The sequence below is a fragment of the Cupriavidus sp. Met-2 genome (assembly GCF_049843575.1).
Taxonomy (GTDB): Bacteria; Pseudomonadota; Gammaproteobacteria; order Burkholderiales; family Burkholderiaceae; genus Cupriavidus; species Cupriavidus metallidurans.
Genome location: NZ_JBBHZL010000006.1, coordinates 295796 through 312599 on the forward strand (window position 1 = coordinate 295796; position 16804 = coordinate 312599).

Consider the following 16804-nt stretch of genomic DNA (forward strand, 5'->3'; position numbering starts at 1 on the left):
CCATGCACTCCGATTCCTTCCTCGATCTTTGCCGCGCAGCCATCGGTTCGCAGAACGTGCTGACCGACCCGGCCGACAAGGCACCCTACCTGACCGACTGGCGCCGCCGCTACACCGGTGACGCGCTGGCCGTGCTGCGTCCCGGCTCGACCGAGGAAGTCGCGGCGGTGATGCGTGCCTGCCATGCGCACAAGCTGGCCGTGGTGCCCCAGGGTGGCAACACAGGCCTGTGCGGCGGCGCCACCCCCGAACCCGGCGATGCTGCCGCGCGTGGCACGGTGGTGCTGTCCCTGCAGCGCATGAACCGCGTGCGGCAGGTCGACCCGCTCAATAACACGATCACCGTCGAGGCCGGCGTGATCCTGCAGCAACTGCAGGAGGCCGCGCAGACACACGGCCGGCTGTTCCCGCTCTCGCTGGCGGCCGAAGGCAGCTGCACGATCGGCGGCAACCTGTCGACGAACGCCGGCGGCACCGCCGTGCTGCGCTACGGCAACACGCGCGAACTCTGCCTGGGGCTCGAGGTCGTGAACATCAAGGGCGAGGTCTGGGATGGCCTGCGCGGCCTGCGCAAGGACAATACCGGCTATGACCTGCGCGACCTGTTCATCGGCGCCGAAGGCACGCTCGGCATCATCACCGCCGCGGTCATGAAGCTGTTTCCGGCGCCGCGCGCGCGGGTCACCGCGCTGGCCGCCGTTGAAAGCCCACGCGCCGCGCTGGCGCTGCTGGCCATCGCGCAATCGCACGCGGGCGCCATGCTGACCGGTTTCGAGTTGATGTCCGCGATGTGCATGGATCTGGTGACGAAGCACTACCCGCAGTTGCGCTACCCGTTCACCGCCCATCATCCGCAACTCGTTCTGCTGGAACTGTCCGACAGCGAGAGCGAAGAACACGCGCGGACGATCTTCGAAAAAATGATGGAGGTAGCGTTCGAAGCCGGCGTGGTCAAGGATGCCGTGGTGGCCGAATCGGTACAGCAGTCACGCGATTTCTGGAACCTGCGCGAACACATTCCGCTGGCGCAGGTCGAGGAAGGCAAGAACATCAAGCACGATATCGCCGTGCCGATCTCGCGCGTGGCGGACTTCATCGAGACCACCGACACGCTGCTGCAAGACGCCTTCCCCGGCGCGCGCATGGTCACGTTCGGCCATCTTGGCGATGGCAACTTGCACTACAACGTGTCGCCGCCGGTCGGCGTGGATCATGATCAGTTCCTGTCGCACCAGGATGCGATCAACCTGATCGTCCACAACAGCGTGCATGTCCACAACGGCTCGATCTCGGCCGAACACGGCCTTGGCCAACTCAAGCGCGAGGAGAACCGCCGCTACAAGAGCGAGGTGGAACTGGCAATGATGCGGGCCATCAAACAGGCGCTGGATCCGCAAGGGTTGATGAACCCCGGAAAGGTGGTTTGAGGGTTCGGGCGGGGCATGGCAACCACATGCCCCACATGCCCCACATGCCCCGTCAGTGCGGCATCCCCCCGTCATCCCCCTCGAACAACGCCCCGCACAACGCCTCGCCCTCCTCCGTCAGCCGCGCCGCGCCCCGGCCATCCTCTTCCAGCGTCATCACCGCCAGTCCCGCGTCGGACAGTTGCGTCAGCACCCGCCTCAGCACGCTCATCTGCGCCTCGGCCCGCTTGCTGAGTCGCGCCAGCGACAGGTCGCCGCCGGCTTCCCGTGCATGTTCCCAAAGCGCGCGGAGGATCGCCTCCAGCACCGGGTCGATGCCATTCTGTTCGTTCACGTCATCGCTCATATTGCCTCCCGCGCCTGCAATGTTGCCACCAGCTTGCCGAGCGTAACGACGGCCGCCTCCATGTCTGGCGTCCATGCGCTGCTGTAGTTAAGTCGGATGCAGTTGGCATAGGTCGGCACCGGCGAGAAGATGTGGCCGGGCGCCACCGTGATGCGTCGCTCCAGCGCCGCGTGATAAAGGGCCATCGCGTCCACCTCCTCCGGCAACTCCACCCACAGCACATACCCGCCAGCAGGGCGCGATACGCGCGTGCCCGGCGGAAAGAAGCGACGCACCGCCGCCGCCATGATGTTGGCCTGCTGCGCATAGGCCTTGCGCACGCGCCGCAGATGAAAGTCATAGCCGTCCTTGCGCAGGAACTCGGCGATGGCCAATTGCGGAATCGTCGAGGTGGTCAGCGTGTTCAGGAACTTGAGCCGCTCCACCCTCTCCCGGTACCGTCCCGGCAGCGCCCAGCCGATGCGGTACGAATTGGTCAACGTCTTCGAGAACGACGAGCAATGCAGCACGATGCCGGCCCTATCGTAGGACTTGAGCGAGGTCGGATGCACGTCACCGTAAAACAGCTCGCCATAGACGTCGTTCTCGATCACCGGAATATCGCGCGCAGTCAGCAATTCCACCAGCGCCTGCTTGCGTTCGTCCGGCATCTGGAAGCCAAGCGGATTCTGGAAATTCGGCATCACCATGCACGCGGCCACGGGGCGCTCGTCGAGCAGCTTCGCCAACGCCTGCACATCGATGCCTTCCACGGGATCGGTCGCCACTTCCACGGCACGCATCCCCAGCCGCTCGATCGCGTGCAGCATCGCGTAGTACGTTGGCGATTCCACGGCGATGGTGTCGCCCGGCTTTGCCACGGCCTGCAGGCACAGGTTGATGGCCTCGGTGGCGCCGATCGTAACGATCACCTCGTTCGGATCGACAGCCAGCCCGTTCTCCAGATAACGGCGCGTGATCTGGCGAATCAGTGGCGGCGCGCCCGGCGGCAGGTCGTCGAGCACGCTCCACGTGTCGTAGCGCTTGGCGATGGCATTGGCGTACTGCGTGATGCGCTGCCACGGGTAGAGCCGGGGGTCGGGATATGGCGAGCCGAGCGGCACCGCGTCATCGACACGAATCGAGCGCAGCGTCGACAGCACGAGCGCGCTCACATCCACCGCCGAAGGGCGTGCCGCGGGTCGGGTCGGGAGCAGGTCGATCGGTGGCTCGCCGGGCCGGGCACGCACGAAGTAGCCCGATTGCGGCCGGCTCTCCAGAATGCCGCGCGATTCCAGCAGCAGATACGCACGCACGACCGTGGTGATGCTCAGGCGATGATGCTGCGCCGCCTGCCGCACCGAGGGGATCTTCTCGCCCGGAAGCAGTACGCCTTGCTGGACCAGCGCCTCGATATCGGCCGCAAGTTTTTCGTAGAGAGTCACACCGCCAACCTTTCGCCAGTAATTTCCGATCTGGCTGGCGGTGCCCGGCCGGGCGTCAGCCCGGTACCGCCAGCGGCTCAGATCGTAATACGAAACCCTCGTTCTCTGCTGGCGCCGTGTACTCGACGAAACCGTCCTCGCGGCAGAAACTCAGCAGGCGCAGGCCGGCCTGCGCGGCAATGCGGATGGCCAGCGACGTCGGCGCGGAAATCGTGGCCAGCATCTGGATGCGCATTCGCGCGGTCTTGCGCACGAGTTCATAGCTGGCGCGGCTGGACAGCAGGACAAAACCGTCGCCGAACGTCGTGCGGGTACGGGCCAGATGGCCGATCAGCTTGTCCAGCGCATTGTGGCGACCCACGTCCTCGAACACGGCAACGACGTCGCCCTGCGCGTCGCACCATGCAGCCGCGTGAACGCCTCCGGTGGCGGCCATCAGCACCTGTCGCGCCTGCAATGCGTCGGTGGCGCGACGGAGCATCGCAGGCGTCGGTTCAATCCGTCGCGCGGGCACGCCAACCGGCGTCGGCTCCAGATCGAGCAGCGCCAGGCTTTCGGTTCCGCACACGCCGCAGCCAGTACGCCCGGCCAGCGTGCGTCGGTGCGCGCGCAACGCCATGAACGCACGCTGGCCGATCTCGATACGCACCTCGATGCCGTCGCAACCCGGCTCGATCTCGATGTCGCGGATCTCGGCAACGCTGTCGACGATCCCCTCGGTCAGCGAGAAGCCAATCGCGAACGCCTCCAGATCAAGCGGCGTGGCCATCATCACGGCGTGCGAGATGCCGTTGTAGACCAGCGCGACCGGCACTTCTTCCGCCACGTCATCGATCTCGGGAACGGTGTGGCCACCGGTGTGGCGCCCGGTGTGGCGCCGGATCTCGCGCTCGACGTAGCCGGCCTGCCCATACTCGCCTTCCACCATGCTCCTGCCTCCGGTCAGCCCGCGCGCCGCAACAGCACGGGGATCGATTTCGAAGTCGGGGTGCCGGATCGGTCGCCAATGCTCTCCAGCGGCACCAGTGGATTGGTCTCCGGATAGTACGCGCCGAGGCAACCCTCTGGAATGTCGTAATCGACCAGACGGAAATCCTGCACGTGGCGCGTCACGCCGTCTTCCCAGACGCTCGTGATATCGACGTGCTCGCCTTCCGCGAAGCCCAGCCGCGCGCGGTCCGCGGGATGGATGAACACCACGCGGCGCAGCCCGTACACGCCGCGATAGCGATCATCGAGCCCGTAGATGGTGGTGTTGTACTGGTCGTGCGAACGCGTGGTCATCATGACCATCATGTCGTCGCCGTAGCGGGCGCGGGCGCGCTTGATCGGCGTGTCCTTGTCGATGGCATGCACCAGGAACTGGGCCTTGCCCGACGCGGTCTTCCAGACGCGGTTGCGCGATGCCGGGGTCAGATGAAAGCCACCCGGATGCGCCACGCGCTCGTTGAAGCGCTCGAAGCCCGGAATCACCTTTTCGATCGCGTCGCGGATGCGTGCATAGTCCTGCGCGTACCAGCGCCAGTCGACCTTGTCCGAGCCGAGCGTGGCGTCGGCCATGCGCGCCACGATGGCGGTCTCCGACAGCAGGTGCGGCGATGCCGGCTTGTTCATGCCGTACGAGAGGTGAACCATGCACACCGAGTCCTCGACTGTCACGCCCTGCGGCACGCCGTTCTGCTCGTCGATCTCGGTGCGGCCCAGCGTCGGCAGCAACAGCGAATCCTTCCCGATCACCAGATGGCTGCGGTTGAGCTTGGTGGCGATATTGACCGTGAGATCGCACTGGCGCAGCGCCTCCCACGTGCGGGGCGTATCGGGTGTGGCGATCGAAAAATTCCCGCCCAGACCCACGAACACCTTGACCTTGCCAGCCAGCATCGCGTTGATCGCGGCCACCACGTCCTGCCCGTGGGCGCGCGGCGGCTCGAAATCGAACGCGGCGCCAAGGCGGTCCAGGAAAGCGTCGTCGGGCTGCTCCTCGATGCCCATCGTGCGGTCGCCCTGCACGTTCGAGTGGCCGCGTACCGGCATCAGGCCCGCGCCGGGCCGGCCGATGTTCCCACGCAGCATCATCACGTTCGACAGCAACTGGATCGTGCGCACCGATTCCTTGTGCTGCGTCAGTCCCATGCCCCAGCAGGCAATCGTGCGTTCGCTGTGGACATAGACGTCGGCCAGCGCATCGATGTCCGCGCGCGTCACGCCGGACTCCGCGACGATATCGGCCCAACTCTCGGCGCGCAGATCCGCAGCGAAGGCATCGAAATCGGCGGTGTGCTCGCGGATGAAATCCACGTCAACCACACGCTTGCCGCCCGTGGCGATGGCCGCGTCGTCGAGCTCGATCACACGCTTGCCCAGGCCCTTGAGCAGCGCGAAGTCACCAGCCAGCTTCGGGCGAACGAACATCGTGGCGATCTTCGTACTGCCGCCGGTGAGCATCTCGCTGACGTGCTGAGGACTCGTAAAGCGCTGCAGGCCGCGCTCCTTGAGCGGGTTGATCGAGACGATCGTGGCGCCGCGCTTCGCCGCATCGCGCAACTCGTTGAGCATGCGCGGATGGTTGGTGGCGGGATTCTGGCCGAACACCATGATCGTGTCGGCAAGCTGGAAGTCGTCGAGCACCACCGTGGCCTTGCCCACGCCAACCGTCACCGGCAGGCCACGGCTGGTGGCCTCGTGGCACATGTTCGAGCAATCCGGGAAGTTGTTCGTCCCGTACATCCGCACGAACAACTGGAACAGGAAGGCGGCCTCGTTGCTGGCACGGCCCGAGGTATAGAACGTGGCACGGTCGGGGTCGTCCAGCCGGCGCAGATGATCGGCGATCAGGCGAAATGCTTCGTCCCAGTCCACCGGCACGTACTTGTCGGTGGCGGCGTCATAGCGCACCGGGTGCGTCAGGCGACCATGCTGCTCGAGCTCGTAGTCGGACTGCCGCATCAGCTCGGTAACCGTGTATTGCGCGAAGAACGCATTGGTCACGCGTTTGCTGGTGGCCTCGGCCGCCACGGCCTTGACGCCGTTCTCGCAGAATTCGAAGGTCGACGCGTGCTGACGGTCCGGCCAGGCGCAGCCTGGACAGTCGAAGCCGTCCGGCTGGTTCTGCTTGAACAGCGTCTTGTACTTGCCGCCGGCAACCTTCTCCTTGACGAGGTTGATGGCGACCTGCTTGAGCGCGCCCCAGCCGGCGGCCGGGTGCGTATAGGGGGCAACATGGCCCTTTTCGGGCGTCGGGGTAGTCATCGGGGGGGGGCGACTTTTGCTGCAATGCACGAGAGACTAGGCCCTCGATGTGACGCCCGTGACGTACAGAATTACCCCACCAGGAAGAGTACAGTTTGCGCCATCGCGCCGCACCAATCTAGAACTGTGCTTATCAAAACCGCATAAGTGCGCAAATCCGCATATTTATTCCGGTCGCTCCGGTGTAGCGTCGATAATGCCCTCCAGCTCCGCGCTCATCGGAATACCCAGCCGCTCCCCGGTCGGCAACTTGTTCATGAACCATTGCTTGTAGAGCCGCTCCATGTCGCCCGAGGTGATCACGTCGCGCACGGCCTTGCCCACCAGCGTCGCGAACTGCGGATCGTTCTTGCGCAGCATGATCCCGTACGGGTCATACGAAATGAAGTCGCGCGTGATGATGAACTTCTTGCCGGCGCCGTAATGGGCCAGAAAGCCATACAGCAGCACATCGTCGCCGGCGTAGGCATCGGCGCCGCCTCGACTCAACACCGCGAATGCGTCGGCATGGTCGCGCACGCGGATCAGGTTGATGTTCAGGTCGAAGCGCTTCGACAACTGCGCGACGGCCTGCTCGTTGGTCGTGCCCGCCGTGACCACCACGGTCTTGCCCTTCAGGTCGCGAAACGACTTGATCGGTGACGCGCGCGGCACCATCAGCTTGGTGCCAGCGATAAAGATCACCGGGGAGAACGCCACGGTCTGCATGCGCTCGGCGTTGCGCGTGGTCGATCCGCATTCGAGATCAATCTTGCCCGAGGTAATCGCCTCGAATCGGTTCTCCGATGTCACCGGCACCCACTTCACGGCCAGTTCGCGGCCCACCTCTTCGCTAGCGGCCTGCACGATCTCCGTGCAGATGTCGATCGAGTAGCCGATGGGCCGGCTGGCCTGGTTCAGGTACGAAAACGGCAGCGACGACTCGCGATAGCCGATCACCAGCGTGCCGGTGTCCTTGGCTTTCTTGAGCGTGCCGCTCAACACGGTGGCGTCCTGGGCCACGGCCAGCGTCGCGCCAAACGTCGCGACCAGCCCCAGCCACAGTGCGGCCAGCATTCCCGGCAAACGCGCCGCCATGATGTCAGGCCTCCGCCGTGCTCGCATCGTCCGCGGCGATCGCGCTCTCGGTCTCGGCAACCGGCCCGGATGACAGCTGCCCTTCCCACTTGGCCACCACAGCGGCGGCGATCGAATTGCCGACCGCGTTGGTCGCCGACCTGCCCATGTCGAGGAACTGGTCCACGCCCATAATCAGCAGCAAACCCGCCTCCGGAATGCCGAACTGGTTCAGCGTGGCGGCGATCACCACCAGCGAGGCGCGCGGCACGCCGGCCATTCCCTTCGAAGTCAGCATCAGCAGCAGCAGCATCGTGATCTGCGTGCCCAGCGGCAGGTGGATGTCATACGCCTGCGCAATGAACAGCACAGCGAACGTGCAGTACATCATTGAACCGTCAAGGTTGAACGAATAGCCGAGCGGCAGCACGAAGCTCGAGATCTTGCGATCGACACCGAAACGGTCGAGCGAATCGAGCAGCTTCGGATAGGCCGCTTCGGAGCTCGCCGTCGAAAACGAAATCAGGAACGGCTCGCGGATGAGCCGGATCAGCGTGAAGACGCGGCTACCGAGGAAAATGTAGCCGGCCAGCGCCAGTAGCGCCCAGAGCACGAACAGCGACAGGTAGAAGCTGCCCATGAACTTGGCGAAGGTCACCAGGATGCCGAGCCCCTGCGTGGTCACCGTGGACGCAATCGCCGCAAACACCGCGATCGGTGCCAGCCACATCACCGCGCCGGTGATCTTGAGCATGATCTGCGCGAGGTCGTCGATCACGCCGGCCATGCGCGCGCCACGTTCGCCGAGCATCGAGATCGCGGTGCCGAAGAAGATCGAGAACACCACGATCTGCAGGATCTCGTTGTTCGCCATCGCCTCGCCCACCGATTTGGGCACCAGATGGGTGACGAAGTCCTTCAGCGTGAAGGCGTTGGTTTTGAGGTTGGTCGCGGAGCCCACGTCGGGCAACGGCAGGCCGATGTTGTGGCCCGGCGCCAGCACCGTCGCCATGATCAGGCCAAGGGTCAGCGACACCAGCGACGCGGTAATGAACCACGCCATCGCCTTGCCGCCCACCCGCCCCACAGTGCCCGCATCCCCCATATGGGCGATGCCGATCACCAGCGTAGAGAACACAAGTGGCGCGATGATCATCTTGATCAGCCGCAGGAACACATCCGTGATGAGCGAGATGTACCCGGCCACTTCCTTGGCCATCTTCGGGTCGGGAAACGCGATGTAGCACGCATAGCCAACGGCGGCGCCCAGGATCATCGCAATCAGAATCCAGGTCGTGATATGGGACTTCGTGCTCATGACATCTCCTTTGGGGGGGCGGCCATACGGATGTCCTGCGTGTCCTGCGTGTCATACATGCCGTGCCAGCCTGCATGTCCTGCGTCTGCGCCAGCACTCTAGGTAACGATAGGACGTGCCGGTGCAATTCCGCAAACCCGGAAAACACCTGCGCGTCCAGATGACCCATCGCGCGTCATGGCTCGATTGCGACGCCCATGCGCCATGTATATAATCCGCCACACTCGCCCCCGCATCCATCGTTGCCGGAGCGTCATACCGACAAGCGCGCGCAGCGCCACCCGGCTGAGCCACCGGGCCGCGCGGACCGTGCCCCCGGGCCTTGCCGGCCCGCGTGCCGCCTATTTCTTCCGGCGGCCGATTTACATACCTACCTAACCCACGCCGAACCTCGGTGCGCCGCCGCATAGGCGGAGCAATGACCCGGCGTCAGCAGTCGCACGTCATACATGGCGCAATTCTTCCTTCGCCGACCCGCCTTCGCGTGGGTGCTGGCAATTCTGACCATGGTTGCGGGGCTCGTTGCCCTGAACAGCATTCCGGTGGCCCAGTACCCGGCGGTGGCCCCACCGACGGTCATTCTCTACGCCGACTACCCGGGCGCCACCGCGCGCACGGTGGAAGACCGCGTCACGGCCGTGCTTGAACAGCAGATGCATGGGATACCGGGGCTGCTCTATATCGACTCGAGCAGCGAGGCCGGCACGGCCACGGTCACCATCGGCTTCCGGCAAGGCACCGATCCGCAACTCGCGCAGGTGAACGTGCGCAACCGCGTGTCCCAGGCCGAGCCGCTGCTGCCCGAAGTGGTGCGGCGCGGCGGGGTCTATGTCGATCAGGCCAGCGCCAGCCCGTTCATGTACGTATCGCTGATCTCGAAGACAGGCACGATGTCCGAGACCGCGCTGGCCGACTATGCCGCCGGCACGGTCCTGCCCATGCTGCGGCGGCTGCCCGGCATCGGCAAGGTGGAGGCATACAGCGCCGAGTACGCGCTGCGCGTCTGGTTCAATCCCGACCAGCTCAATGCCTATGGCCTGACCACGGCCGATGTGGAAGCCGCAATTCGCGCGCGCAACGGCAGCGTCACGCCGGGCCAGCTTGGCGGCGCGCCATCGAAGCCCGGGCAGTCCTACCAGGCGGTCGTGCGTCCGCCTGCGCCGTTGGCTGACCCCGAAGCGTTCGGCCGCATCGTGCTGCGCTCGGCCGCCGATGGCTCCGCCGTGTTGCTGCGCGACGTGGCGCGCGTGGAGATGGCCGCAGCCGACTATCGCTACAGCTCCACGCTCAATGGCCGCGAGGCCGCCTCGATGGGCCTGAAGCTCGCGGACGGCGCCAACGTGCTGGCCACTTCGCGCACGGTCCGGGACGCGCTCGACGAGGCCGCCAAGGCCTTCCCGGCTGGCGTGGCGTATGACATCTCGTACGACACCGCGCACTTTGTTCAGAGCTCGATTTCGCGCGTGCTGATGACGCTGGCCGAGGCCACGGTGCTGGTGTTCCTGATCCTGTACCTGTTCCTCGGCAACCTGCGGGCCACGCTGATCCCGTGCATCGTCGTGCCGGTGTCGCTGCTCGGCACGGTGGCATGTCTCTACGCGTTCGGGCTGTCGCTGAACGTGATCACGCTGTTCGGCGTGGTGTTGGCTATCGGCATCCTGGTGGACGATGCGATCGTTGTGGTCGAGAACGTCGAGCGGATCATGCGCGAGGAAGGCGTCGATGCCTTTACCGCCGCGTCGCGTTCGATGCGCGAGGTCTCGGGCGCGCTGCTCGCGGTGACGGTGGTGCTCTGCGCCGTGTTCGTGCCGATGGCCTTCCTGGGCAGCGCCGTGGGGGTGATCTATCGCCACTTCGCCATGACACTAGCCATCTCGATCGCGTTCTCGCTGTTCTTCGCGCTGTCGCTGGCGCCTGCGATGTGTGCTTCGCTGCTACGCCACGGCGCCCAGCCCGCACGCGGGCCGCTAGCGTGGTTCGAGCATCGCTTCACCGCGTTCACCACGCGCTATGCCGGCTGGGTGCAGCGGCTTCACCAACGCCGCCTGCGGTGGCTGGCGGTCTATCTGGCCATGGCCGCGGTCTGCGCGGTTGGGCTCTGGCAACTGCCGAGCGGCTTTCTGCCCGAAGAGGACACTGGTGAACTCGTGATCGACGTGGAACTGCCGCCGGGCAGCACCCAGGCGCAGACGCGGGAGACCATCGCGCAACTGGAACAGTGGATGAAACAGGAGCGCCTGCCGGTCAAGACGTCGTTCGCGCTGCTCGGCTGGAACAGCGGCGGCTCTGGCGAGCAACGCGCCAGCGTGTTCCTGTCGCTCGACGACTGGAAGCTGCGCGGTCGCGAGAACGCGGCGGACGTCGTGCTGGCACGGCTGACCAAGGGCCTCGAGGAATGGCCCGGACGCGGCGATGCCCAGCTCTACCCGTACAACGGCACTGCGCTACCGGAACTGGGCAGCACCAGCGGGCTGGACATGCGGCTCGTCACGCGACTGGAAGGCGGACGTCCGAGCCTCTACGCCGCGCGCGACAAGCTGATCGAACGCGCCAAGGCCGACCCCGTGTTCGCCGAAGTCCGCGCCACGGCGGGCCAGCCCGTGCCCGCGCTCGACCTGGCGATCGACTACCGCAAGGCCGAGAGCTTCGGCGTCGATACCGAGTCGATCCACCACGCGCTGGCGGCCACGCTCGGCTCCCGCTACATCGACGAACTGGCCCGCGACGGTCGCGTGCGGCGTGTGATCCTGCAGGCGGATGCGCCGTTCCGAATGCAGCCGGAGGATCTGGCACGCCTGCACGTGCGCAACGCGCAGGGCCAGATGGTGTCGCTCGGCGCGTTCGCCACGCTGGAATGGGGCAACGGCGAGGCCACGCTCGAACGCTACAACGGCTTGATCTCGGTACGCATCAATGCCGACGTGGCGCCGGGCACCAGTACCGGTACCGCGATGGCGCGGCTCGAATCGCTGGTGCGTGAACTCGGCCCCGACTACGAGGTGCGGTGGAGCGGCCGCGCGTTCGAGCAGCAGCAAAGCGGCACGCAGGCGCCGTGGCTGTTCGCGCTGTCGATGCTGTTCATCTTCCTGTGCCTGGTGGCGTTGTACGAAAGCTGGACGCTGCCGCTGGCGGTGCTGGCGATCGTGCCGGCCGGCCTGGTCGGCGCCGCGTCGGCCGTCTGGCTACGGGGGCTGCCCAACGATGTCTACTTCAAGGTCGGCGTGATCGTGATCATGGGGCTCGCGGCCAAGAACGCGATTCTCGTGGTCGAGTACGCCGAGCAACTGCGGCGCAATGGACTGGAGCGCGTGCAGGCCGCCACCCAGGCGGCACGTCAGCGGCTACGTCCGGTGGTGATGACCTCGCTCGCGTTCATCCTTGGCGTGGTGCCGCTGGCGATCAGCACCGGCCCCGGCGCCGGCGCCCAACGTGCGGTGGGCACGGGCGTGCTGGGCGGCATGCTCGGCGCGACGATCCTCGGCACGCTGGTCATCCCGCTGCTCTATGCCTGGATCGCCCGCTGGTCGAAAGCGCGCGCCACCACCGAACCCGCCAAGGCTCCGGCCTCTGAACCCGGCGCCTGAAAGCTCCGCACAAGCCACAACCGCCACATCCGCGACGTGCTGCCACACATTGCATGTCGCGGTTGACGCCTTCATCACCTACAAATGATAATAGGTCGCATTTGCATCAAAACGCTTACTCTTAGCTGACACTCCATCCATGGCCTCGACGCGCCTGCGTGCCCTCGGTCTGTACGTGCACTACCAGGAGCTGGTCGGTACCTGGACGCGCAGGCTCAGCAATCGGCACGAGGCCGAGGACCTGTCGCAAGAAGCCATGCTGCGCGTGCTGGAAGCCCGGGTAACGCCCGAACAGCCACGCGCCTATCTGCACCAGACCGCCCGCAATATCGCGATCGACACCTTCCGCAAACGAGACGGGCACGAGCACCTGCCGCTTGACAGCATCGAGTCGATTCACGCACCCTCCGGAAATCCCGAGGCGGACCTGCATGCCGTGCAAGTGGTCGCGGGGCTGGAGCGCGCGCTGGCCGAACTGCCCTTGAAGTGCCGCCAGGTCTTTATCTGGCAGCGGCTGGACGGGTGCTCCCAGCAGGAAATCGCCGAGCGGCTGAATATCTCGAAGAACATGGTCGAGAAATACATGATTCGCGCGATGCGACACCTGCGCGACCAACTGGGCCAACTCTCACCTCACTAGAACAATCTTGTCGATGCCTGCCCCATATCCGTCTGGCGGCGTCTGCTCCCCCCCAAGCAGCCCATGCAGCGGTCTTGCGCCCCGGTCGAGAATCCGATGAGCCAATCCGTCGATGTCCGCGAAGCAGCGGCGCGCTGGTTCTCGCGCAATCAGGCCCCGGCGCTCAGCCCGGCCGAGCGACAGGCATTTGCCGCATGGCTGGCGGCCAGTGCCGAGCATCGCGCCGAGTACGCGGCGCTCGAACGCGTCTGGCAAGCCGCGGCAGCCATCGATCCGGACAGGCTGCGCAAGCTGGCCGTGGATGAATGCGCCTGCCCGACACCCCCACTATCGCCCCCAATATCGCGCCGGGTATCGGCCGGCTGGCGCCCCGCCCTGCTCGGGCTGTGCGCGGCACTGGCCATCGGCATTGGCTGGATCGGCTGGCAGCATGACGCGGCGGTTGCCACCAACGGTGAATACCAGACCGCACCGGGCGAACGCAGGACGCTGACGCTCGACGACGGATCGCGCATCGAACTCAATACCCGCTCGCGCCTGGAGATTCATTACAGCGCCGGCACCCGTCGCGTGACCTTGCGCGAAGGTGAGGCGATGTTCGAGGTGTCACACGACGCCGCACGCCCGTTCGTGGTTGATGCGGGCATGGGCACCGTTACCGTAACCGGCACCCGTTTCGACGTCCGACGTGACACATCGGGCGTGGACGTATCGGTCGAATCCGGCTCGGTAGACGTGAGAGGCAGCGCAAAAGACAGCGTGAAAGGCAACGCCGGCCGGACACCCGACACGCGCCTGTCCGCAGGGCTCGGCGCGCGCATCGCCAGCGACGGTACCGTGACCGGCGCGGCCTCGATCGACCTGCCCGGCGTCCTGGCCTGGCGCGAAGGCAAGCTCGTCTTCAACGACGCGCCGCTCTCGGCCGTGGCGGCCGAAGTCTCCCGCTATCGGCAACAGCCCGTGCGCGTGGCAGATGCCGCGACGGGCAGCCTGCGCGTCAGCAGCGTGTTCAGCGCCGACGACACGTCGGGCCTGCTGGCCGCGTTGCCGCAGATGCTGCCGGTGGGCGTGCGCAACCTGCCAGACGGCAGCACCGAAATTTTTTCGCACTAAGCATTCAGGTTTTTCTTCCGGATTTCGTCTTCTTCCCGATAGCCAGCGAAGCCGCGGCTGTCGTGTTCTGAAGTAATCCAAGAAAACCTGACGTGACACATTCATATTCGACTACGGGGAACCGGGCCGGCGCCGCCGCCCGAGATTACGGACGGCGTGGGTCCATGGCCGCGCTTGCGGCCGCCGTCCTGATGAGCATGGCCGTGGCACCCGTCGCTGCCCAAACGCCGCGCGGTGACGTGCCAATCCACATCGAAGCACAGCCGCTGGCCGATGCCCTGCTGCAACTCGGCCGCCAGACATCGCTGCAACTGTACTTCCCGCCCGAACTGGTGACGGGCAAACGGGCGCCCGCCGTGAACGGCACCATGCGTCCAGAGGCAGCGCTGGACTCGCTGCTCAAAGGCAGCGGCATACAGTACCAGCGCAGCGGCAACCAGGGCTTCGTGCTGCGTCCGGTCTCCGCGGCACCAGCCGCTGCACCGCCGGTGCCATCCAATACGCTCCACGCCACGGCCCAGCCCACCACCGTGCTGGCCGCGGTGGAGGTCACCGCGTCGCGGACATCGAGCGATCTGGTCCGCCCGACGCGGCAATCGACGGTGCTGGAACGCACCGAACTCGAGGAACTGAAAACGGGCTCGGACAGCCTGGCCACGGTGCTGTCCAAGGTGATCCCCGGCATGGCCGACTCCAGCCACACGGTGACAGACTTCGGCCAGACACTGCGCGGGCGCGGCATGCTGGTGCTGCTCGACGGCATTCCGCTGAACACCAATCGAGACTCCGCGCGCAATCTGGCCAATATCGATCCGGCACTGGTGGAGCGCGTGGAGGTGCTGCGAGGCAGTAGCGCGATCTACGGCGGCGGCGCCACGGGCGGCATCGTCTCGATCACCACCCGGCCAGCCGGCGGCGAGCCCAAGGCCGATACCACGGTGACGATGTCCACGCCGCTCTCCCGCCTGCGCGCGGACGGCTTGAGCGCCAACGTGCAGCAGCACTTTTCGGGCAGCAGCGGGATGCTCGACTATGCGTTCGACCTAGGCGCGCGCCATATCGGCAATTCGTATGATGCGAAGGGCCAGCGCATTGCGCCGGAGCCAAGCCAGGGCGACCTGTTCGACTCGAACAACTACAACGTCGGCGGCAAGCTCGGCCTGCGCTTCGCGCCCGACCAGCGCATCCAGCTAGCCTTCAGCCATTTTGACGCCAAGCAGGACACGCGCTGGGCGTCGGATCCGAGCGTGGCCAAACTGCCGCCGGGCAGCGTGCCCGCGCGCGCGCTCGACGGGCTGCAACTTGCCGACCAGAACCAGATCCGCAACACGCTCGTCAATCTCGAATACGAACACCGCGACCTGCTCGGCAGCCAGTTGTCGGCGCAGTTCTACTACCGGAACTACTACAGCCGCTTCACGCCGTTCGACGCCCGCGCCGTGCCCGTGCGCGGCGGCAACGTCGACCAGGCGATGCAGGATTCCGAGGTCTTCGGCAGCCGCCTGACCGTCAAGACGCCGCTCGGCGCGGACAAGCGCACCCGCGTGATCTGGGGCATGGACTTCGAGCAGGAGACCAGCGACATGCCGATCGACATCTTCGACCTGAAGGCCTATGACGCCAGCGGCGGCCGGATCTTCAACAAGATTGGCACGCTGACCTACATGCCGCCGATCACCACGCGCAGCATCGGCGGCTTTGCCCAGTTGCAGCACAAGTTCAACGAGCAGTGGTCGACCGAGGGCGGCCTGCGCTACCAGTACGCGCGGGCGAGCTTCAGCGACTTCGTGCCGCTTTCGCAATCGCGCGTGACCAATCCCGCCACCGTCAGCGGCGGCGCGGTCGACTACAGTGCCGTGCTCGGCAATATCGGCGTGGCCTACAAGCCGGTGAAAGACCACGAGTTCTATGCCGCGTTCAGCCAGGGTTTCAACCTGCCCGATATCGGCCTGCAGGTGCGCAATGCGCGCGCGGGTTTCGATATCGGCTCGTCCGACCTGCAGCCGGTCAAGACCAACAACTACGAACTGGGCTGGCGTGGCGCGTTCGGCAACACGCTCGGCTCGCTGGCGATCTTCTACACCACGTCGGACCTCGGCGACGTGCAGAGCTTCAACAACGGCCTGATCCTGACGCGCACCGCGGAAAAGATCTATGGCGTGGAAGCATCGGCCGACTATCTGTCCACCGACGAACGCTGGGGCGCGGGTGGCACCTTCACCTGGATGCAAGGCCGCGAAACCCCGCAAGGCCGTGATAGCCAACAGATGACCGGCTACCGCATCCCGCCGCTCAAGCTGACCGGCTACGTGCAATACCGTCCCGTGCCGCAATGGAACAACCGGCTGCAAGCCACATTCTTCGCCGGGTACGACTACCGACTGAACGGCGTGACGAGCTTCGGCCGCCGCGACGTGAGCAGCTACACCACGCTCGATCTGATCAGCAGCTATCAGGTCACGAAGAAGGACACGCTCACCGTTGGCATCCAGAACCTGTTGAACCGCTACTACTACCCGCTCTACAGCCAGCTTCTGCGCAACAGCAACAACACAAGCCATCTCCCGGCGGCCGGCATCACGCTCACCGCCACCTACCAGCACCGCTGGTAACGGCGTGACAAGGCATTTTCGGGCCTTGTCACGGC

The 16804-nt window shown here is 65.6% G+C and carries 11 protein-coding genes; 5 read left to right on the forward strand and 6 right to left on the reverse strand.

Annotated elements, in window-relative coordinates; all coding sequences use genetic code 11:
- The first annotated feature begins 2 nt into the window (after positions 1-2).
- Entirely contained in the window at positions 3-1427 is a 1425-nt protein-coding gene (locus tag WD006_RS15920) for an FAD-binding oxidoreductase (protein WP_011515915.1), read from the forward strand.
- Between the two features lie 52 nt (positions 1428-1479).
- On the opposite strand, the gene WD006_RS15925 is transcribed toward WD006_RS15920, so the two are convergent.
- From WD006_RS15925 to WD006_RS15950, 6 genes are all read right to left on the reverse strand, one after another.
- Positions 1480-1761, reverse strand: a complete 282-nt coding sequence (locus tag WD006_RS15925) for an ArsR family transcriptional regulator (RefSeq protein WP_231138490.1) — start codon at positions 1759-1761, stop codon at positions 1480-1482.
- An 8-nt stretch (positions 1762-1769) separates the two neighbouring features.
- Complete coding sequence (locus WD006_RS15930) at positions 1770-3197, reverse strand: PLP-dependent aminotransferase family protein (RefSeq protein ID WP_029308148.1); 1428 nt, start codon at positions 3195-3197, stop codon at positions 1770-1772.
- A gap of 55 nt (positions 3198-3252) precedes the next feature.
- The gene (fdhD, locus tag WD006_RS15935; protein ID WP_029308149.1) at positions 3253-4125 is read right to left on the reverse strand and encodes a formate dehydrogenase accessory sulfurtransferase FdhD; all 873 of its coding nucleotides are present in this window, start codon (positions 4123-4125) and stop codon (positions 3253-3255) included.
- A gap of 14 nt (positions 4126-4139) precedes the next feature.
- Positions 4140-6446: an FdhF/YdeP family oxidoreductase gene (locus WD006_RS15940; RefSeq protein WP_029308150.1), complete on the reverse strand. Its 2307-nt coding sequence runs from the start codon at positions 6444-6446 to the stop codon at positions 4140-4142.
- A gap of 165 nt (positions 6447-6611) precedes the next feature.
- The gene (locus tag WD006_RS15945) at positions 6612-7523 is read right to left on the reverse strand and encodes an amino acid ABC transporter substrate-binding protein (RefSeq protein ID WP_029308151.1); all 912 of its coding nucleotides are present in this window, start codon (positions 7521-7523) and stop codon (positions 6612-6614) included.
- Between the two features lie 4 nt (positions 7524-7527).
- Positions 7528-8820, reverse strand: a complete 1293-nt coding sequence (locus WD006_RS15950; protein ID WP_011515909.1) for a dicarboxylate/amino acid:cation symporter — start codon at positions 8818-8820, stop codon at positions 7528-7530.
- Positions 8821-9269: 449 nt separating this feature from the next.
- On the opposite strand from WD006_RS15950, the gene WD006_RS15955 reads away from it, so the two are divergent.
- The 4 genes from WD006_RS15955 to WD006_RS15970 all read left to right on the forward strand — a co-directional run bounded on the left by WD006_RS15955 (position 9270) and on the right by WD006_RS15970 (position 16769).
- Entirely contained in the window at positions 9270-12404 is a 3135-nt protein-coding gene (locus WD006_RS15955) for a multidrug efflux RND transporter permease subunit (protein ID WP_029308152.1), read from the forward strand.
- Positions 12405-12543: 139 nt separating this feature from the next.
- On the forward strand, positions 12544-13044 hold the full coding sequence (locus tag WD006_RS15960) for a sigma-70 family RNA polymerase sigma factor (protein WP_011515907.1): 501 nt from the start codon (positions 12544-12546) through the stop codon (positions 13042-13044).
- Between the two features lie 96 nt (positions 13045-13140).
- Positions 13141-14157 carry a FecR family protein gene (locus WD006_RS15965; RefSeq protein WP_029308153.1) on the forward strand — a complete coding sequence of 339 codons (1017 nt, stop codon included), beginning with the start codon at positions 13141-13143 and terminating at the stop codon, positions 14155-14157.
- A gap of 164 nt (positions 14158-14321) precedes the next feature.
- The gene (locus WD006_RS15970; protein ID WP_029308154.1) at positions 14322-16769 is read left to right on the forward strand and encodes a TonB-dependent receptor; all 2448 of its coding nucleotides are present in this window, start codon (positions 14322-14324) and stop codon (positions 16767-16769) included.
- The last annotated feature ends 35 nt before the right edge of the window (positions 16770-16804 follow it).